This window comes from Muriicola sp. E247 (genome assembly GCF_041358175.1).
Lineage (GTDB): Bacteria > Bacteroidota > Bacteroidia > Flavobacteriales > Flavobacteriaceae > Muriicola.
On record NZ_JBGKBE010000006.1, the window covers coordinates 35257 to 50170 of the forward strand.

Here is a 14914-nt window from a genome sequence, read left to right on the forward strand (position 1 = left end):
TAGCGTGCCCTTAAAATAGTGATTTTATAGTTTATTGCAGATATAGACCTGTAAAATCCAATGGATCTACTCCAGGGAGATTTGAGCCGTATTTTGCATTTATTTCTTCTATAATCAAATTAGCCAGTAAGGCATAACCTCTCGGAGAGGGATGAACTCCATCTAAGGAGAACCCGCCTCCGGTTCCATAAGTAGCCGTAACGGTAGTTCCATCACTTAAAGGGAAGCCGGTTTCGGCAAAAGTGTTTAAAAAGGCATTCGCATCCACAAAGGCAACATCATATACCTGTGCAAGGGCTGATATAGTTTGGTTATAGGATGCCAGAGCCGTGGAAACAGACATTTGCTCTTCCGGAGTCAGTACCCATTTGTCTTCTAGTGGCAGAGATACCCCTTCAACCGAAAATTGTCCGGCTAGTTGTTGCGATAATCCCTGTCCGACAAAAGCGGTAAGAACATCGGTATTAACAGTTCCAATTACAGCACTACTCGGAAAGACGATCAGGTCGTCTTCTGTCGCCTGCCTTACCTGCCCATAAGAGGTCCCCAGTAAATTAGCCACCAGTGGAGCCGCCTGTGGCGGAAGTCCAAATTGAGCGATAAATGCCTCGAAAGTTGGAAGATCAGCAAGCAATGCTCCGGCTATGGTCGCCGATAAATCTGCCAGATTTTCGTCTTTGATGATCACCGGACTGGCTTCTGAATCTGAAAAAACTACGTTTCTTTCAGGTTGCCCTACAGCCGTGAAGATCTGATTGAGAGTTCCGAAAATAGTATTGAGTAATGGTATTTGAGGGCCGAAATCCGGATTTGTCGGATCCAACGGGTTGTGAGGTACCGTTGTAAAATAAGGTATAGAAGTAACATCAGGGATGTTAACTACCACCCCGTCAGCTCCATTGGCCGTCATTGTTTGCAATAAGCCATCATATACACTTGCAAATACATTAGGGTCTGTTATATCATTACCTCCATAGGTAGTTGGATCAAGATTTCCTGCCTGATCTACACCTGCACCACCCGAAGTAGCAAAACTCAGAATATCGTTATTCCCTATCCAGAGGGAAAAGAATGTGGGATTTTGCACTGCTGCATCGCCAATGACTGTCGCAGAGGCTGAAGTTGCAAAGCGGGCGTAATAAGGATTTGCAGCTCCTAAAGGTACGCCGGCAACATTCCCATATCCAGGAGCTGCTAAATGGAAACTCTTAGCTCCCGGCACTCCCATATTGTTAAAGGGACCCGTGAGTGTATTGCTGATCTCTGTTGCACCTTGTCCGGAAACAGGTACAGGTGCAGGAGATCCACTGGCAAAGGATAGAATCAATCTATTGCCTAGGATAGTCTGACCTCCCAGGGTTGCACCACCAAGGTTATCAGCCATAAATGGGATGGTAAAAGCTCCACCTCCGGCCAGGGCAAAATTCTCAGCCAGCATATTGGGAAAGGACGCAGTTTGCCCGTCGATGAAAAGTGCGGCGTCTGAATATCCGGCAGTAAGAGAATTCCCTACGGCTACATAATTTGAAAAATCGGCAGATCCACTGGTATAATTAACTGGATCTGGCGGAGGCGTTGTTGTCATAGTAGTGTCGTCATCACTACAGGAGATCAAAAGAACACCGGTGAAGGCAAGGAGGGCGAAAAACTTTTTCATGAAAGAATTTTTGAGTTGATAGTACAAATTGAATGTCAGTGGTCTCAAAATTAATATAAATTATGACACACGCAATTTTACCCCCTTATAAATGGGGTTCTTGCAGAAAAAATACCCGGATATTATCGATTTAAAAATAAGAGAGAATATTTTAAAAACTCCCTGGGGTTTTCCGCATGCAACCAATGACCCGCATCCGATACAGTTTCGAGAATGGCAGAGGGGAAGTGTTGTTTGATCATAGGCAGGTCCTCGTCAGAGATATACTCAGATTTGCTGCCCCTTAAAAATAAAGTGGGCCCATCAAAGGATTTGGTACCAGAAATTGAATCTCCGATTTCTTCCATCCTTTCCGCCAATACGTCCAGATTAAACCGAAAAGCTAGTCGTCCTTTTTCAACCCAGTGAAGGCTTTTTAATAAAAACTGCCTAATTCCCCAATCGTGCAGGTGTTTTGCCAGAAGGAAGTCGGCCTCACTCCTTGATTTTACCTTTTCTAATGGCAGGGCCTTTAGGGCATCCATGATGTATTGATGATGGGGAGGGTAGTATTTTGGAGAAATATCTGCTACGAGAAGGTGGGCTACCCTTTCCGGATTGTTGCATGCAAATTCCATGACCGTTTTACCCCCCATGGAATGACCCAGCAGTATCGCTTTCTCGATTTTATGGTGGTCCATATAGTTGCCGAGATCCCCGGCAAGCAGACTGTAGTCGAATTCATCAGACCAAAAACTCTTCCCGTGATTGCGCTGGTCAATCAGGTGTACTTCATACCCTCTTTCTGCGAATTGGCTCCCCAGGGTTTTCCAATTATCAGACATACCCAGAAAGCCGTGTAAAATCAGAAAAGGGTCTCCTTCTCCTATTATGTTAGAATGTAAGACAGGCATCATTTCAGGCGGTGTAAATACATGTTGACTACATTTTCCAGACCCAGGTAAATCGACTCGCATATAAGGGCATGGCCAATAGAGACTTCCTTGAGATGAGCTATACCTTTGCTGAAATATGCGATGTTTTCCAGGCTTAGATCGTGCCCTGCATTAATGTCCAAACCAAGGGAATGAGCCACTATGGCTGCTTCAGCATAAGGTTTGATCGCCTTCTCCGGATCTTTAGGATACATTTTGGCGTATTCTTCCGTGTAGAGCTCAATGCGATCTGTACCGGTCTTTGCTGCTCCTTCCACCATAGCCGGATCCGGATCCACAAAAATGGAAGTACGAATTCCTTTTTTCTTAAAGGTATCGATCATTTCCTTCAGGTAGGTTTTGTGCTTTAAGGTATCCCAGCCGGCGTTGGAGGTAATCGCATCCACAGCATCCGGGACAAGGGTAACCTGTGCGGGACATACTTCGAGTACCATCTCGGTGAATTTGGGATTGGGGTTCCCCTCGATGTTGAATTCTGTTTTTAATACCTTTTTAAGGGCGTAAACATCGGCGTACCTGATATGGCGTTCATCAGGTCTGGGATGCACAGTAATCCCATCTGCCCCAAATTCTTCTATGTCCTTTGCCACTGAGATAAGATCGGGAATATTCCCGCCCCTTGCATTTCTCAAAGTGGCAATTTTGTTAATATTTACACTGAGTTTCGTCATTTGGACTATATCATCGTTCATTCGTCGCAAAAATACAAATTAGGCATACCTTTTGATCTTTTTAATTATTAATTTGCGGTAATTTAAAGATCATGTCTATAGAATCACATATCATCCATTCAATCCCTGTATTTGACGTTCAGGAACTGCTGTCAGAACCTATTCATTTTTTTAAGAATAGTACCTACTCCCATGTGGCTATCACTGAAGACCAGAAATTATTGGGTTTGTTATCAGAAAATGATCTCGAAGCATTTGAGGAAGATCAGAAAATCTCCAGTTTTAAAACAAATCTGGAATCCTTCTTTGCTTTAAGAGAAACTTCCTGGCTTGATGTTCTTGAACTTTTTTCCAGAAATGAAGCCAACCTTCTTCCGGTACTGGATGAAGAAGCTCATGTGATGGGATACTACGATCTTCACGATTTTGTGGGGGTATTTATCGACACCCCCTTTTTTAAAGAACCGGGAGCTATTCTGGTCGTGGCTAAAGGGATTAAAGACTATTCATTCAGTGAGATCGCACAGATTGTCGAAAGCAATAACACGAAACTCATCGGTGCTTTTATTACCGATTCCAGGAATGAGGTGGTGCAGATAACCATTAAAATAGGCATGAATAACTTTAATGAAGTAGTGAACACTTTTCGCCGATATAACTACTCCATACTCTTTGGTAACAAAGCCGATCAATTTCTTGAAGACCTCAAAGAACGTTCAGATTATCTGGACAAATTTCTCAATGTATGAGGGTAGCCATTTATGGTCAGGCCTTTAAGGAAAACGGACTCAATTACGTCTTTGAGCTGCTCGAAGAACTAAAATTACTCAAGACCGAAATTTTCATAGAAGAAGATTTTTATAAACTCCTGCGTGTAGAAGATCCAGATTTATCCTGCCAGACATTTGATCACAATCACGGCCTGGATAAGGATTTCGAGCTTTTTGTAAGTTTCGGGGGTGATGGAACCATTCTGCGGGCGGTAACCTATGTCGGGGATCTTGGTATTCCCATTGTAGGTGTGAATACAGGGCGTCTGGGATTTCTCTCTACCTACAAAAAAGAAAATGTCAGGCGATTGATACACGATTTTATCAAAGGAGACTACATTGTAGTTGAACGCAGTTTGGTGTCTGTAAAATCCGTGCCTGAAATAGAGGAATTTAAAGAGCTCAATTTTGCTCTCAATGAGGTTACGGTGAGCAGGAAGGATACCACCTCCATGATCACAATTGAAACACATCTCAATGATGAATACCTCACATCTTACTGGGCCGATGGCCTGATTATCTCTACCCCTACAGGTTCTACGGGATATTCCCTGAGTTGCGGAGGACCGGTGATGACACCCACCGCACAGTCATTGGTGATTACTCCCATTGCACCACACAACCTAAATGCCAGGCCCCTGGTGATTTCGGATGACACTGAAATCAGGATCAAGGTCTCAGGCAGGGAAGATCAGCATATGGTTTCTCTCGATTCCAGACTGGCTACCATAGATAATGGTAAGGAATTAGTGATAAAAAAGACCGACTTCAGTATTAAAATGATAGAATACGCTTCCGAAAGTTTTTTAAAGACCATTCGGAACAAGTTATTGTGGGGTCAGGACAAACGCAATTGATCCTGAAAACAATAATTACAACATTTCCCTGTTTATTGAGAAAGCGAAAGTTCTTGAGTTCATCCAGACAATATAGCCTTAAGGAGTATATTTGCCCATTTTTGATGAAAATGAAAGCAATTCCTTATATCATCTTCCTTCTGCTGTTTATGCAGGCCAGGGCCCAAACCTATGAAGTTGGTTTTATGGGCGGTGGGCTGAATAATATCGGGGATGTGGGGAGCATGAATTTCATTTCTCCAACAGGACCGGCATTTGGAGGAGTATTTAAGTGGAACAAAAGTAAAAGATACGCCTGGCGTGCCAGCGCCTTGTATGGCAGTTTCACCGCAGATGACTCAAAATCGGACATGGCATCCAGACAACAGAGGGGCTATGTTTTGGATCATAATCTTTTGGAGATATCGGCCGGACTCGAGCTCAATTTCGTAGAGTACAACCTTCATTCACTTTCTCAGGCGTTTACACCTTACCTTTATTCAGGAATTGCGTATTTTCGCTATGATTTTAATTATTTTGATGCAGGATCATTGCAGGAAACCGGGCAAAAAGATGGTTCATTTGCCATTCCTATGACCGTAGGGGCGAAGATCAGGTTAAATCAATTCCTGATTCTCGGTGCCGAAGTAGGAGCACGGTATACCTTTACTGATAACCTGGATGCGAGTAACCCAACGGGATCAAATTTTGAGCAATTCCGTTTTGGGAACATTTTAAGTGACGATTGGTACGTTTTTTCAGGTATTACCCTCACCTACACCTTTGGTAGGGTAGTCTGTTCCGATTGTTTCGAGTAAAAAGTAGGATGAACACTATAGAAGAATTAAAAAAGGGCCCTTTGCCCAGGCATCTGGCTATCATCATGGATGGTAATGGCCGGTGGGCCAAACAACGTGGTAAATTGCGTATTTTCGGTCATGAAAATGGCGTTAAAGCCGTGAGAGAGACGGTGGAAAACTGCGCTAAAATTGGTATCGACTATCTCACCCTCTATGCCTTTTCAACTGAAAATTGGCAACGTCCTAAAAAGGAAGTTGACACCTTAATGAAACTTCTTGTCTCTTCTTTAAAAAGAGAACTTAAAACCCTCGACAAAAACAATATCAGGCTTAATGCCATAGGAAACATCTCCTCATTACCCTCTAAGGCGTATACAGAATTACAGGAAGTGATTGAAAAAACTTCTAAAAACACTGCTATGGTGCTTACACTTGCACTGAGTTACGGAGCGCGGGAAGAAATCAAACATGCAGTACGGGAAATTAGCACCAAAGTTAAAAATAATATAATTTCGCCGGAGAATATTGATGATGCCATTATTAATGGTCATCTTTACACGCATAATTTACCAGATGTAGACTTGCTTGTCCGAACCAGTGGAGAACACCGGATAAGCAATTTTTTACTTTGGCAAATTGCTTATGCCGAATTGTATTTTATGGAAGTATTCTGGCCCGATTTCCGGGTGGAACATTTAGCAGAAGCACTAAAGAATTACCAGAACAGAGAACGACGATTTGGAAAAACAAGCGAACAACTTAACTAGTAGTGTGAACGGACTCATATTGCGAATCTTCCTTACTACCTTCCTTTTTCTTTTAACCACAAGTTCAGTACTGTCGCAGGATATTCCTTATGATAATGGGAAGAAGTACGTTCTTAAAGGACTGGAAATTACCGGCTTGCAAAGTTATAATGAGCAGACCGTAAAAACATATACCGGACTCAGGGAAGGTCAGATCATTACCGTGCCCGGGGATGAGATTAGTGACGTCCTTAAAAAGCTCTGGGGCCTGGAATTGTTCAGTGACATTGCCTTTTATATCACTAACATCGAAGGGGAGGATATCTACCTCGAACTCAATATTAAAGAAAGACCTACACTTTCCAAGGTCACCATCTACGGTGTTAAAAAAAGAAAAGTGGATGAAATTATCGATGACACGGATCTTAAGAAAGGGAAGAAAATTACGGAAAGCCTAATTGCCAACACCAGGAATTATCTTCAGAACAAGTATAAAAAACAGGGCTATCTCAATGCCAGGGCTACCATTGTAACCTCACAGGACACCTCTGAAACCAATGCGGAAAGCATGGTGATAAACGTAAGCAAGGGGAATAAAGTAAAAATTTCCAATATTGTTTTTGAGGGGAATGAGGAAATATCTGATGGGAAATTGCGTAAATCTTTAAAAAATACCAAGCGTAAGAAACTCGGAAGGTTTTGGAAGAAATCGAAATATATTCCGGAAGATTACAAGGAAGATCTCTCCTCTCTGATCGACAAATATGCGGAAAACGGTTTTCGCGATGCGCGTGTAATATCAGATACGATTGAGAAGGTGGATGATGAAAATATTAAGATCACCATCAATGTAGAAGAAGGGAATAAATACTACTTCGGGGATATCAACTTTGTCGGAAACACCGTATATACCGATCGCCAGCTATCTCAGGTTCTGGGAATAAAGAAGGGATCTACTTATAATGGTGTCTTGCTCAGGGAGCGAATTGCAGATGAGACCAAGCCCGATGCCAATGATCTTACCAACCTGTATCAGAACAATGGCTATTTATTTTCTCAGATCAACCCGGTGGAAGTTTCAGCAGAAAATGACACAATCAACTTTGAGATACGAATCATTGAAGGGAAAGAGACCTTCTTAAATCACGTTACAGTAACCGGGAATGATAAGACCAATGACCATGTGATTTTCAGGGAGATCAGAACACGCCCCGGACAGAAATACAGCAAGGAAAATATTATCAGAAGTGTCCGCGAACTCGGGCAATTAGGATTCTTTGATGCAGAACAAATTGCCCCCGACATTCAAAACCCCGATCCTAATTCCGGAACGGTAGACCTGGCGTACAGCCTGGTAGAATCAGGATCGAGCCAGATAGAACTACAGGGAGGTTATGGCGGTGGAGGATTCATTGGAACACTGGGACTTTCATTCAGTAATTTCTCTATTCAGAACCTTTTTAATGGAGAAGCATATAAACCGGTGCCAATGGGGGATGGTCAGACATTTGCCCTCAGATTACAAGCTAGTAGAACTTTCAGGGTCTACAGCCTGAACTTTTCAGAGCCCTGGTTAGGGGGTAAAAAGCCGGTTAGATTCAATATGTCGCTTTCCAGAACTCAGCAGTTCCTGGCGTCATTCGGGACTAACGGTAGAGTAGAAGTAGATAAAGATCAGCAATTTTCGATCACAGGTGTTTCTCTTGGGCTTGCCAAGAGGGTGCAGTGGCCTGACGACTTTTTTACACTTTCCCATTCCCTGAGTTACCAGCTATACGACTTCAGGAATTACAGAACAGGCCTCTTTAATTTCGGAAACGGGCAGTCGAATTCACTTGCTTACACCTTTGGAATTTCAAGGAGCTCTGCAGGTCCGGGCCGAATCTATCCTATTACGGGGTCGATCTTTGAGGTAACCGCAAAGTTTACACCCCCGTATTCACTCTTTAGCAATAAGGATTTTGCTGCCTTAAAAGAAAGAAGCGAAGAGCTTACAGAATTACAAACTGATAGGAACCGTGCCGGTAGCGACCTTACAACCGCTGAAAGAAATGAATTGGAAAGCGTGGATCAGGAGCGATTTCGTTGGCTTGAATACTACAAGATTAAATTCAAAGGCGACTGGTATACCAGATTGGTAGATAAATTAGTACTCAGGACCAATGTTGAATTTGGATTCCTCGGGAATTACAACAGTGATGTAGGCCAGGTACCTTTTGAAAGATTCTTCCTGGGGGGCGACGGACTTGGTCGGAACTTTACCCTTGATGGCCGTGAGACTATACAGTTAAGGGGATACGAAAATAACTCCCTTACCCCTGTTGATCCTATTACCTTCGACCAGGAAGGTGGAATTGTCTATAACAAATACTCCCTAGAGCTCAGATATCCTCTAACCCTGAAGCCTTCTGCCTCCATTTACGGCTTAACTTTTTTGGAAGCAGGAAACTCATTTAACAATTTTAATGAGTTTAATCCGTTTCAACTTAAAAGATCGGCCGGAGTGGGCTTAAGAATATTTATGCCTGCCTTTGGTTTACTGGGGATAGATTTTGGCTACGGATTTGACGAAGACCTGAGACCACAATCTGCGGGTAATGGTCCGAGTGGATGGCAGACACATTTTATCATAGGTCAGCAATTCTAGAATTTTAACTTCCCGGAACAAAAGGTAAAGCACTCATTCTAAAAGTTTTAGTAATTTTGGCACGATATTTTCTATGTACTAAACCTGAGTAACATGAAGACAAAAGTTCTTTTAATAACTGTAGTGTTTCTGACCACATTGAATTCCTTCGCCCAACGCGGAGTAAGGATAGGATACGTGGACATGGAATATATCCTGGAAAATGTAGAAGAATACAGGGAAGCCAATGAGCAACTTGAGAATAAAGTGCAAAGGTGGAAACTGGAGATTGAGGAAAAGAAGGGGGTAATAGACCAGATGAAGAATGATCTGATGGCAGAAAAAGTACTGCTTACTGATGAGTTGATAGCAGAGCGAACTGAGGAAATTCAGATTCTTGAAAGGGAAATGCTCGAATATCAGCAGGACAGATTCGGACCGAACGGAGATCTGGTGCTACAAAAGCGAAGGTTGATTCAACCTATCCAGGACCAGGTGTTCAATGAAGTACAGGCGATAGGAGCTAATAAAAAGTACGATTTTATTTTCGATAAATCTGCGGATGTCGTAATGTTGTACTCCGAAAAAAGGCACGATATCAGCGAATTAGTGTTGAGAGGTATCGCCAGAACAAGGAGGGTTAGCAAGCCCAATAAAGCAGCTGAAAAAGCCCGATTGGCAGCATTTGAAAAAGCAGCAGCAGAGGAAGATGAAGAAATGACCGATGCGCTTAAAGAGCGACTTGAGAAAGCTGAGGAAGCCGAAAATATCCGAAAGCAATCAGCAGAGGAAAAAAGGGCAGAGCAGTTAAAACTTCGGGAAGAACGCCGGAAGGCATATGAAGAACGCAGAAAGAAATTATTAGAAGAACGCGAGGCCAAACGCAAAGAAAAAGAAGCCGAAAGAGCTAAGCAAACTGAAAAGAAAAAAGACACAATAGATCAATAAATTAGAATTCAATAATAACACTCAAATAGTAAATTTAAAGTCATGAAACACGTGAAGAAAGTAGCAGTAGCCCTTGTATTGTTCGTTGCCGCTACAGGGTTTGTAAATGCACAGAGCTCAGTAGCTCACATCAATGTAACCGAACTTTTATCGGAAATGCCGGAGATGAAGGCAGCCCAGGCTGAATTAAAGAAATTACAGGAGACCTACAAGGCCGATATAGAAAGCTCAATGACCGAGTTGCGAAACAAGTATACACAGTATCAAAGTGAGGCATCGGCAAAAACCAAAGAAGAAAACGAAAAAAGAGCCGTTGAACTTCAGGGATTTGAAAGGAATATTGGAGAAGCCCAGCAAGCAGCTCAACAGGAACTTGCCAAAAAACAGGCCGAATTGTTCCAGCCAATTTCCGAAAAAGCCATGGCCGCTATTGAAAAAGTAGCTGCTGCACAAGGAATAGAATACGTAATGGATTCTACCCAGGGAGGCGGACTTATAGTAGCAAAGGGTAAAGACCTGCTGCCGGAAGTTAAACAGGAATTGGGATTTTAATCTGAAATAAATCCTTATAAAAAACCGTCCTCACAAGGACGGTTTTTTTATTTTTATACACCTTTACATTAAAATAAAAACGCATTGGATCGCAGGCCGATTGGAATTTTTGACTCGGGAGTTGGTGGGATTTCCATCTGGAAAGAGCTCAGAAACAAGATGCCATTTGAAGATACTATCTATCTGGCCGACAGTAAGAATGCACCTTACGGGGAAAAATCACCAGAAGTCATCCTCGAACTCAGTATCAAGAATACTGAATTGCTTTTACAAAATCATTGTAAACTCATCGTCGTAGCCTGCAACACCGCTACTACTAATGCAATAGACCACCTCAGAAAGAATTATACTGTTCCCTTTATTGGGATAGAACCTGCTATCAAACCGGCCGCCCTGCAATCCGTTTCTGGAAAGGTAGGGGTGCTGGCAACCCGGGGTACCCTCACCAGTGCTTTATTTCACAGTACGGCTAAAAATCACGCAGCAAATATTGAAATTCTTGAGCAGGTGGGTACCGGACTCGTGGAACTAATTGAGAAAGGGCAGGCACATTCCCAGGAAGTGAGGAACTTATTGAGAAAGTATATTCAAACCATGACAGCAGCAGGAATAGATCATCTCGTGTTGGGATGTACTCATTATCCTTTTCTGATTCCTATCCTGAAGGATGAACTGCCTGCACATGTAAAGATCATCGATTGCGGCGAAGCCGTGGCTAAACAAACACAAAAGGTATTAGAGCAACATAAATTGTTGAATACAGGTAAGAGAGAACCCTCATACAAATTCTTCAGCAATACCGATGCTGAATTGTTATCCCGGTTTTTAAAAGATGAACAAGGGGAGTTGGAAATTGAGTATCTCGACTTTTAACGTCGTTTATAGGTAAGGTAGCTAAAGGATACTTTGTGCTTCACATCAGACGGATGGAATTCTTCTCTTAGGAGTTCCCATTCTTTCAGGTCGATTTCAGGAAAATAGGTATCTGCTTCATACTTCCCGTGCACGCGTGTAAGCTCAATCATATCTGCGTATTCCATGGCCTGGGTGTAAATCTCTCCTCCTCCAATAATATAAGCCTCTTTATCTTTATCCACCACCGTAAGGGCTTCCTTCAAAGAATGGACAATTTTACAGTTCCCGTACGAAGTGGAATAGGATAAATCCCGGGTGATGATGATATGAAATCTGTTGGGAAGGGGCTTTGGAAAACTTTCAAAAGTTTTTCTGCCCATTATAATAGGATGACCGGTAGTGATGGCTTTAAATCGTTTAAAATCATCAGGTAAATGCCACAGAAGTTGGTTGTCCTTTCCCAGCTCGTTGTTTTCCGCCGCTGCTGCAATTATGATAAGAGTACTCAATCCACTTTTTTTTTTGGAGGTCCGGGATGGGGAAATTCTTTTTCCAACTGTTTTTGAAGCTCCGCTATTTTTTCTTTTTGTTTGAGAACCAGCTTCTCACGCTGTTCCCTTTCCCAGTCGCGTCCCATAAACGTACTAAGGATAAATACATTGACCAGATGAACTAAAAGGAGCAGGCTCCAAAACCCTATAGCCCAGTAGGCCCAATCATAGGCTTCTCCGTACTTAAAAACTTTGTTCATCAATACAAGTCCCACGCTGCCAATCAGGAACCAGACAAAATGACGATACAGATTCTTTTTCTGCCTTATTCGTTCCTGGGCGTATTCGATTTGCTCGTGTTGTTCGAGGTCTATTCCGGAGCCCTTTTTCGTTTTGGAGAACATCTGAATCCTTATCTTTAACTACAAAGATAGATGAAATCGGATTTTAAGAGCCTGCGAATTAAAAGTAAAATCTTCAAATATTTCGTAGACAAGGGATCCACTGTATATCCTCAATGTATACCTTAAAAAATACCAAATAATGGACATAAATAAAATCCGGAAATCATTCCCGCTTGTAAAACAATCTCTTTATGCGAACACAGCGGCTATAGGGTTGATGTCTGAAGAACTCCAGGAATGGAGGCAAGAACACGATCTCGATTTTTTAATCGGAGGGAGTGAGATGAAAATGGATAGTTTTCATATGATCTCCGGCGTCAGGGATACACTTGGAGAATTCCTTGGATGTGATCGCAACAGAATTTCACTTAGCCCTAATTTTTCCCTGGCATTAAATACAGTACTTGAAGGTTTGCCAAAAGAAAATAATGTCCTCTTGTTACAGAGCGATTACCCATCTGTGAACTGGCCTTTTGAGAGCAGGGACTTTAATTTGACCTATGCAAAAATCGATGATAAAGTAGAAAGCCATATTGAGGAGCAACTGAAGAATGGAAAAATCGACGTTTTTGCTTTTAGCCTTGTGCAGTGGGAGAATGGGTTAATGATTTCGAGTGAATTTATCAGGTACATAAGAGAACAGTATCCCGATCTGTTGATGATAGCTGATGGAACTCAGTATTGCGGAGCTTTTGATTTTAACTTCGATGATTCAGGGCTCGACATCCTGGGCGGCAGTGGTTATAAATGGCTGTTGGCGGGGACGGGGAACGGGTATATGTTATTTTCCGAACGGGCCTCGGAACGTCTTTCCCTAAAATCGGTTGGTTTTAATTCAGTGAATGGGAATATAGAGGCGAAAAATGATATTCGACTTGCCAAACGATTAGAACCCGGCCATCTGGACAGTACGTGTTTCGGGAGTCTCGATTTTTCGATTAAAAAACTCATGGAATGGGATATCAAGGTCATTGAAAAGCACAACAAAGCTTTGATAGAGAAGGCCAGGGAATCACTGCTTGGGCTCAACTTGCTGGAGGAAGCGGTTGCAAAGCGTAAGACTCATGGTGCCATCCTGAATATCAGGGGAGGAGATAAGCTGTTTTCTTATTTAAGCGATAATAATGTATGTTGTTCCCAGCGTGGTGGAGGAATCCGACTTAGTTTTCATCTATACAACTCAGAATCTGATTTAAACACCATTGTGGATATCCTGAAATCAGCCCCATCTTCCTTAGGTTCTTATAAAAATTAAGGGGGTAAAATTACCAATGTTGATATTTTTTACTGAATAATTATGAATTTGATAATAATTCGTTAAACGTTGTAAATGAGATATTTAATACATTAATTTTGCCTCGAATTTTAAAACCTAGTAAGATGGCAATTTCTAAACAATACTTAAAAACTAAACCTGTAGTTAAAGTAACCTTTACTGTACCTGCAGAAGATGCAAAAAAAGTAGCCGTAGTTGGCGACTTTAACAACTGGAACCCAAAAGGGAGCATGTTGAAAAAACTTAAGAACGGAAACTTTAAAGGAACTTTTGATCTTCCAAAAGAGAACTCTTATGAATTCCGTTACCTAGTTGATGGGGCTTATGTAAATGAAGCAGAAGCTGATCGTTATCAGTGGAACGATTTCGCCGGTGCTGAGAACGCCGTACTGGAGCTTTAATCCAGGAGGTTAGAAAAAATTAGAATCCGGAGTCTGTAAAAGGCTCCGGATTTTTTTTTGTTCATATATAATCAAAGGATGAATTCTCGGACTTAAACCGCTACCATTCCTTTAATATGGGGATGAGGGTCGTAGTTAAGGAGGGTAAAGTCTTCAAATTTAAAATCGAAAATATCTTTTACTTCCGGATTCAGGACCATTTTAGGAAGTGGCCTGGGGGTCCTGCTCAGTTGTAGTTCGATCTGCTCCATATGATTGTTGTAGATATGGGCATCCCCAAAGGTGTGGATGAATTCTCCTGGTTCGTAACCGCAGACCTGGGCAACCATCAATGTGAACAAGGCATAAGAAGCAATATTAAAAGGAACTCCCAAAAATATATCGGCACTTCGCTGGTAAAGCTGGCAGGAAAGTTTTCCATCGGCCACATAAAACTGGAAAAAGGCATGGCAGGGAGGAAGCGCCGCCTTGCCTTCTGCAACATTCTCAGCAAAGGACTTTGAGGAGTCTGGCAGAACACTGGGGTTCCAGGCGGCAACCATCATCCTGCGGCTGTCAGGGTTGTTTTTTAGCTTGTCGATAAGGTCCTGGATCTGATCGATTCCATCTCCATTCCAGTTCCGCCATTGATGCCCATAGACGGGCCCCAGATCTCCATTTTCGTCCGCCCATTCATTCCAGATACGCACTCCGTTCTCCTGGAGGTACTTCACATTGGTATCCCCTTTAAGGAACCACAACAATTCGTGAACAATGGATTTTAAATGCAGTTTTTTTGTGGTGACCATAGGGAATCCCTCATTGAGGTCGAATCGCATCTGGTAGCCAAAAACAGAAATGGTCCCTGTCCCCGTGCGGTCACTTTTTTTATTTCCTTTCTCCAGGACGTGTTTGAGCAGGTCGTGATATTGTCTCATAAATATGTCAAATATGATGTTGTTGTAAA

16 protein-coding genes are annotated in these 14914 nt (G+C 42.3%); 10 read left to right on the forward strand and 6 right to left on the reverse strand.

The window, feature by feature from the left end; all coding sequences use genetic code 11:
- Positions 1-31: 31 nt before the first annotated feature.
- The 3 genes from ACA086_RS09930 to ACA086_RS09940 all read right to left on the reverse strand — a co-directional run bounded on the left by ACA086_RS09930 (position 32) and on the right by ACA086_RS09940 (position 3263).
- On the reverse strand, positions 32-1657 hold the full coding sequence (locus tag ACA086_RS09930) for a G-D-S-L family lipolytic protein (protein ID WP_371003147.1): 1626 nt from the start codon (positions 1655-1657) through the stop codon (positions 32-34).
- A gap of 122 nt (positions 1658-1779) precedes the next feature.
- The gene (locus tag ACA086_RS09935) at positions 1780-2550 is read right to left on the reverse strand and encodes an alpha/beta fold hydrolase (RefSeq protein WP_371003281.1); all 771 of its coding nucleotides are present in this window, start codon (positions 2548-2550) and stop codon (positions 1780-1782) included.
- Positions 2550-3263, reverse strand: a complete 714-nt coding sequence (locus tag ACA086_RS09940; RefSeq protein ID WP_371003148.1) for a pyridoxine 5'-phosphate synthase — start codon at positions 3261-3263, stop codon at positions 2550-2552. The genes ACA086_RS09935 and ACA086_RS09940 overlap by 1 nt, the downstream gene beginning before the upstream one ends.
- 92 nt (positions 3264-3355) lie before the next feature.
- Here ACA086_RS09940 and ACA086_RS09945 point away from each other — a divergent pair, with 92 nt between their 5' ends.
- The 8 genes from ACA086_RS09945 to murI all read left to right on the forward strand — a co-directional run bounded on the left by ACA086_RS09945 (position 3356) and on the right by murI (position 11414).
- Positions 3356-4012, forward strand: coding sequence for an acetoin utilization protein acuB (locus ACA086_RS09945; protein ID WP_371003149.1), 657 nt, complete (start codon positions 3356-3358; stop codon positions 4010-4012).
- Positions 4009-4890, forward strand: a complete 882-nt coding sequence (locus ACA086_RS09950; RefSeq protein WP_371003150.1) for an NAD kinase — start codon at positions 4009-4011, stop codon at positions 4888-4890. Before ACA086_RS09945 ends, ACA086_RS09950 begins: the two co-directional genes overlap by 4 nt.
- A 110-nt stretch (positions 4891-5000) precedes the next feature.
- Complete coding sequence (locus ACA086_RS09955; RefSeq protein WP_371003151.1) at positions 5001-5687, forward strand: DUF6089 family protein; 687 nt, start codon at positions 5001-5003, stop codon at positions 5685-5687.
- A gap of 8 nt (positions 5688-5695) precedes the next feature.
- Positions 5696-6436, forward strand: a complete 741-nt coding sequence (locus ACA086_RS09960; RefSeq protein ID WP_371003152.1) for an isoprenyl transferase — start codon at positions 5696-5698, stop codon at positions 6434-6436.
- 4 nt (positions 6437-6440) lie between these two features.
- A complete protein-coding gene (locus tag ACA086_RS09965) occupies positions 6441-9062 on the forward strand; it encodes an outer membrane protein assembly factor (RefSeq protein ID WP_371003153.1) in 2622 nt (873 codons plus the stop codon).
- A gap of 93 nt (positions 9063-9155) precedes the next feature.
- Positions 9156-9989, forward strand: coding sequence for an OmpH family outer membrane protein (locus ACA086_RS09970; protein WP_371003154.1), 834 nt, complete (start codon positions 9156-9158; stop codon positions 9987-9989).
- A gap of 42 nt (positions 9990-10031) precedes the next feature.
- Complete coding sequence (locus tag ACA086_RS09975; protein ID WP_371003155.1) at positions 10032-10541, forward strand: OmpH family outer membrane protein; 510 nt, start codon at positions 10032-10034, stop codon at positions 10539-10541.
- Between the two features lie 84 nt (positions 10542-10625).
- The gene (murI, locus tag ACA086_RS09980; protein ID WP_371003156.1) at positions 10626-11414 is read left to right on the forward strand and encodes a glutamate racemase; all 789 of its coding nucleotides are present in this window, start codon (positions 10626-10628) and stop codon (positions 11412-11414) included.
- On the opposite strand, the gene ACA086_RS09985 is transcribed toward murI, so the two are convergent.
- The gene (locus ACA086_RS09985; RefSeq protein WP_371003157.1) at positions 11411-11905 is read right to left on the reverse strand and encodes a dihydrofolate reductase; all 495 of its coding nucleotides are present in this window, start codon (positions 11903-11905) and stop codon (positions 11411-11413) included. The genes murI and ACA086_RS09985 overlap by 4 nt on opposite strands.
- Positions 11902-12291 carry a 2TM domain-containing protein gene (locus ACA086_RS09990; RefSeq protein WP_371003158.1) on the reverse strand — a complete coding sequence of 130 codons (390 nt, stop codon included), beginning with the start codon at positions 12289-12291 and terminating at the stop codon, positions 11902-11904. The genes ACA086_RS09985 and ACA086_RS09990 overlap by 4 nt, the downstream gene beginning before the upstream one ends.
- 139 nt (positions 12292-12430) lie before the next feature.
- Here ACA086_RS09990 and ACA086_RS09995 point away from each other — a divergent pair, with 139 nt between their 5' ends.
- A complete protein-coding gene (locus tag ACA086_RS09995; protein WP_371003159.1) occupies positions 12431-13546 on the forward strand; it encodes an aminotransferase class V-fold PLP-dependent enzyme in 1116 nt (371 codons plus the stop codon).
- Positions 13547-13671: 125 nt separating this feature from the next.
- Positions 13672-13968 carry an isoamylase early set domain-containing protein gene (locus ACA086_RS10000; RefSeq protein ID WP_371003160.1) on the forward strand — a complete coding sequence of 99 codons (297 nt, stop codon included), beginning with the start codon at positions 13672-13674 and terminating at the stop codon, positions 13966-13968.
- Positions 13969-14060: 92 nt separating this feature from the next.
- On the opposite strand, the gene ACA086_RS10005 is transcribed toward ACA086_RS10000, so the two are convergent.
- Complete coding sequence (locus tag ACA086_RS10005; protein WP_371003161.1) at positions 14061-14885, reverse strand: thymidylate synthase; 825 nt, start codon at positions 14883-14885, stop codon at positions 14061-14063.
- Between the last annotated feature and the right edge of the window lie 29 nt (positions 14886-14914).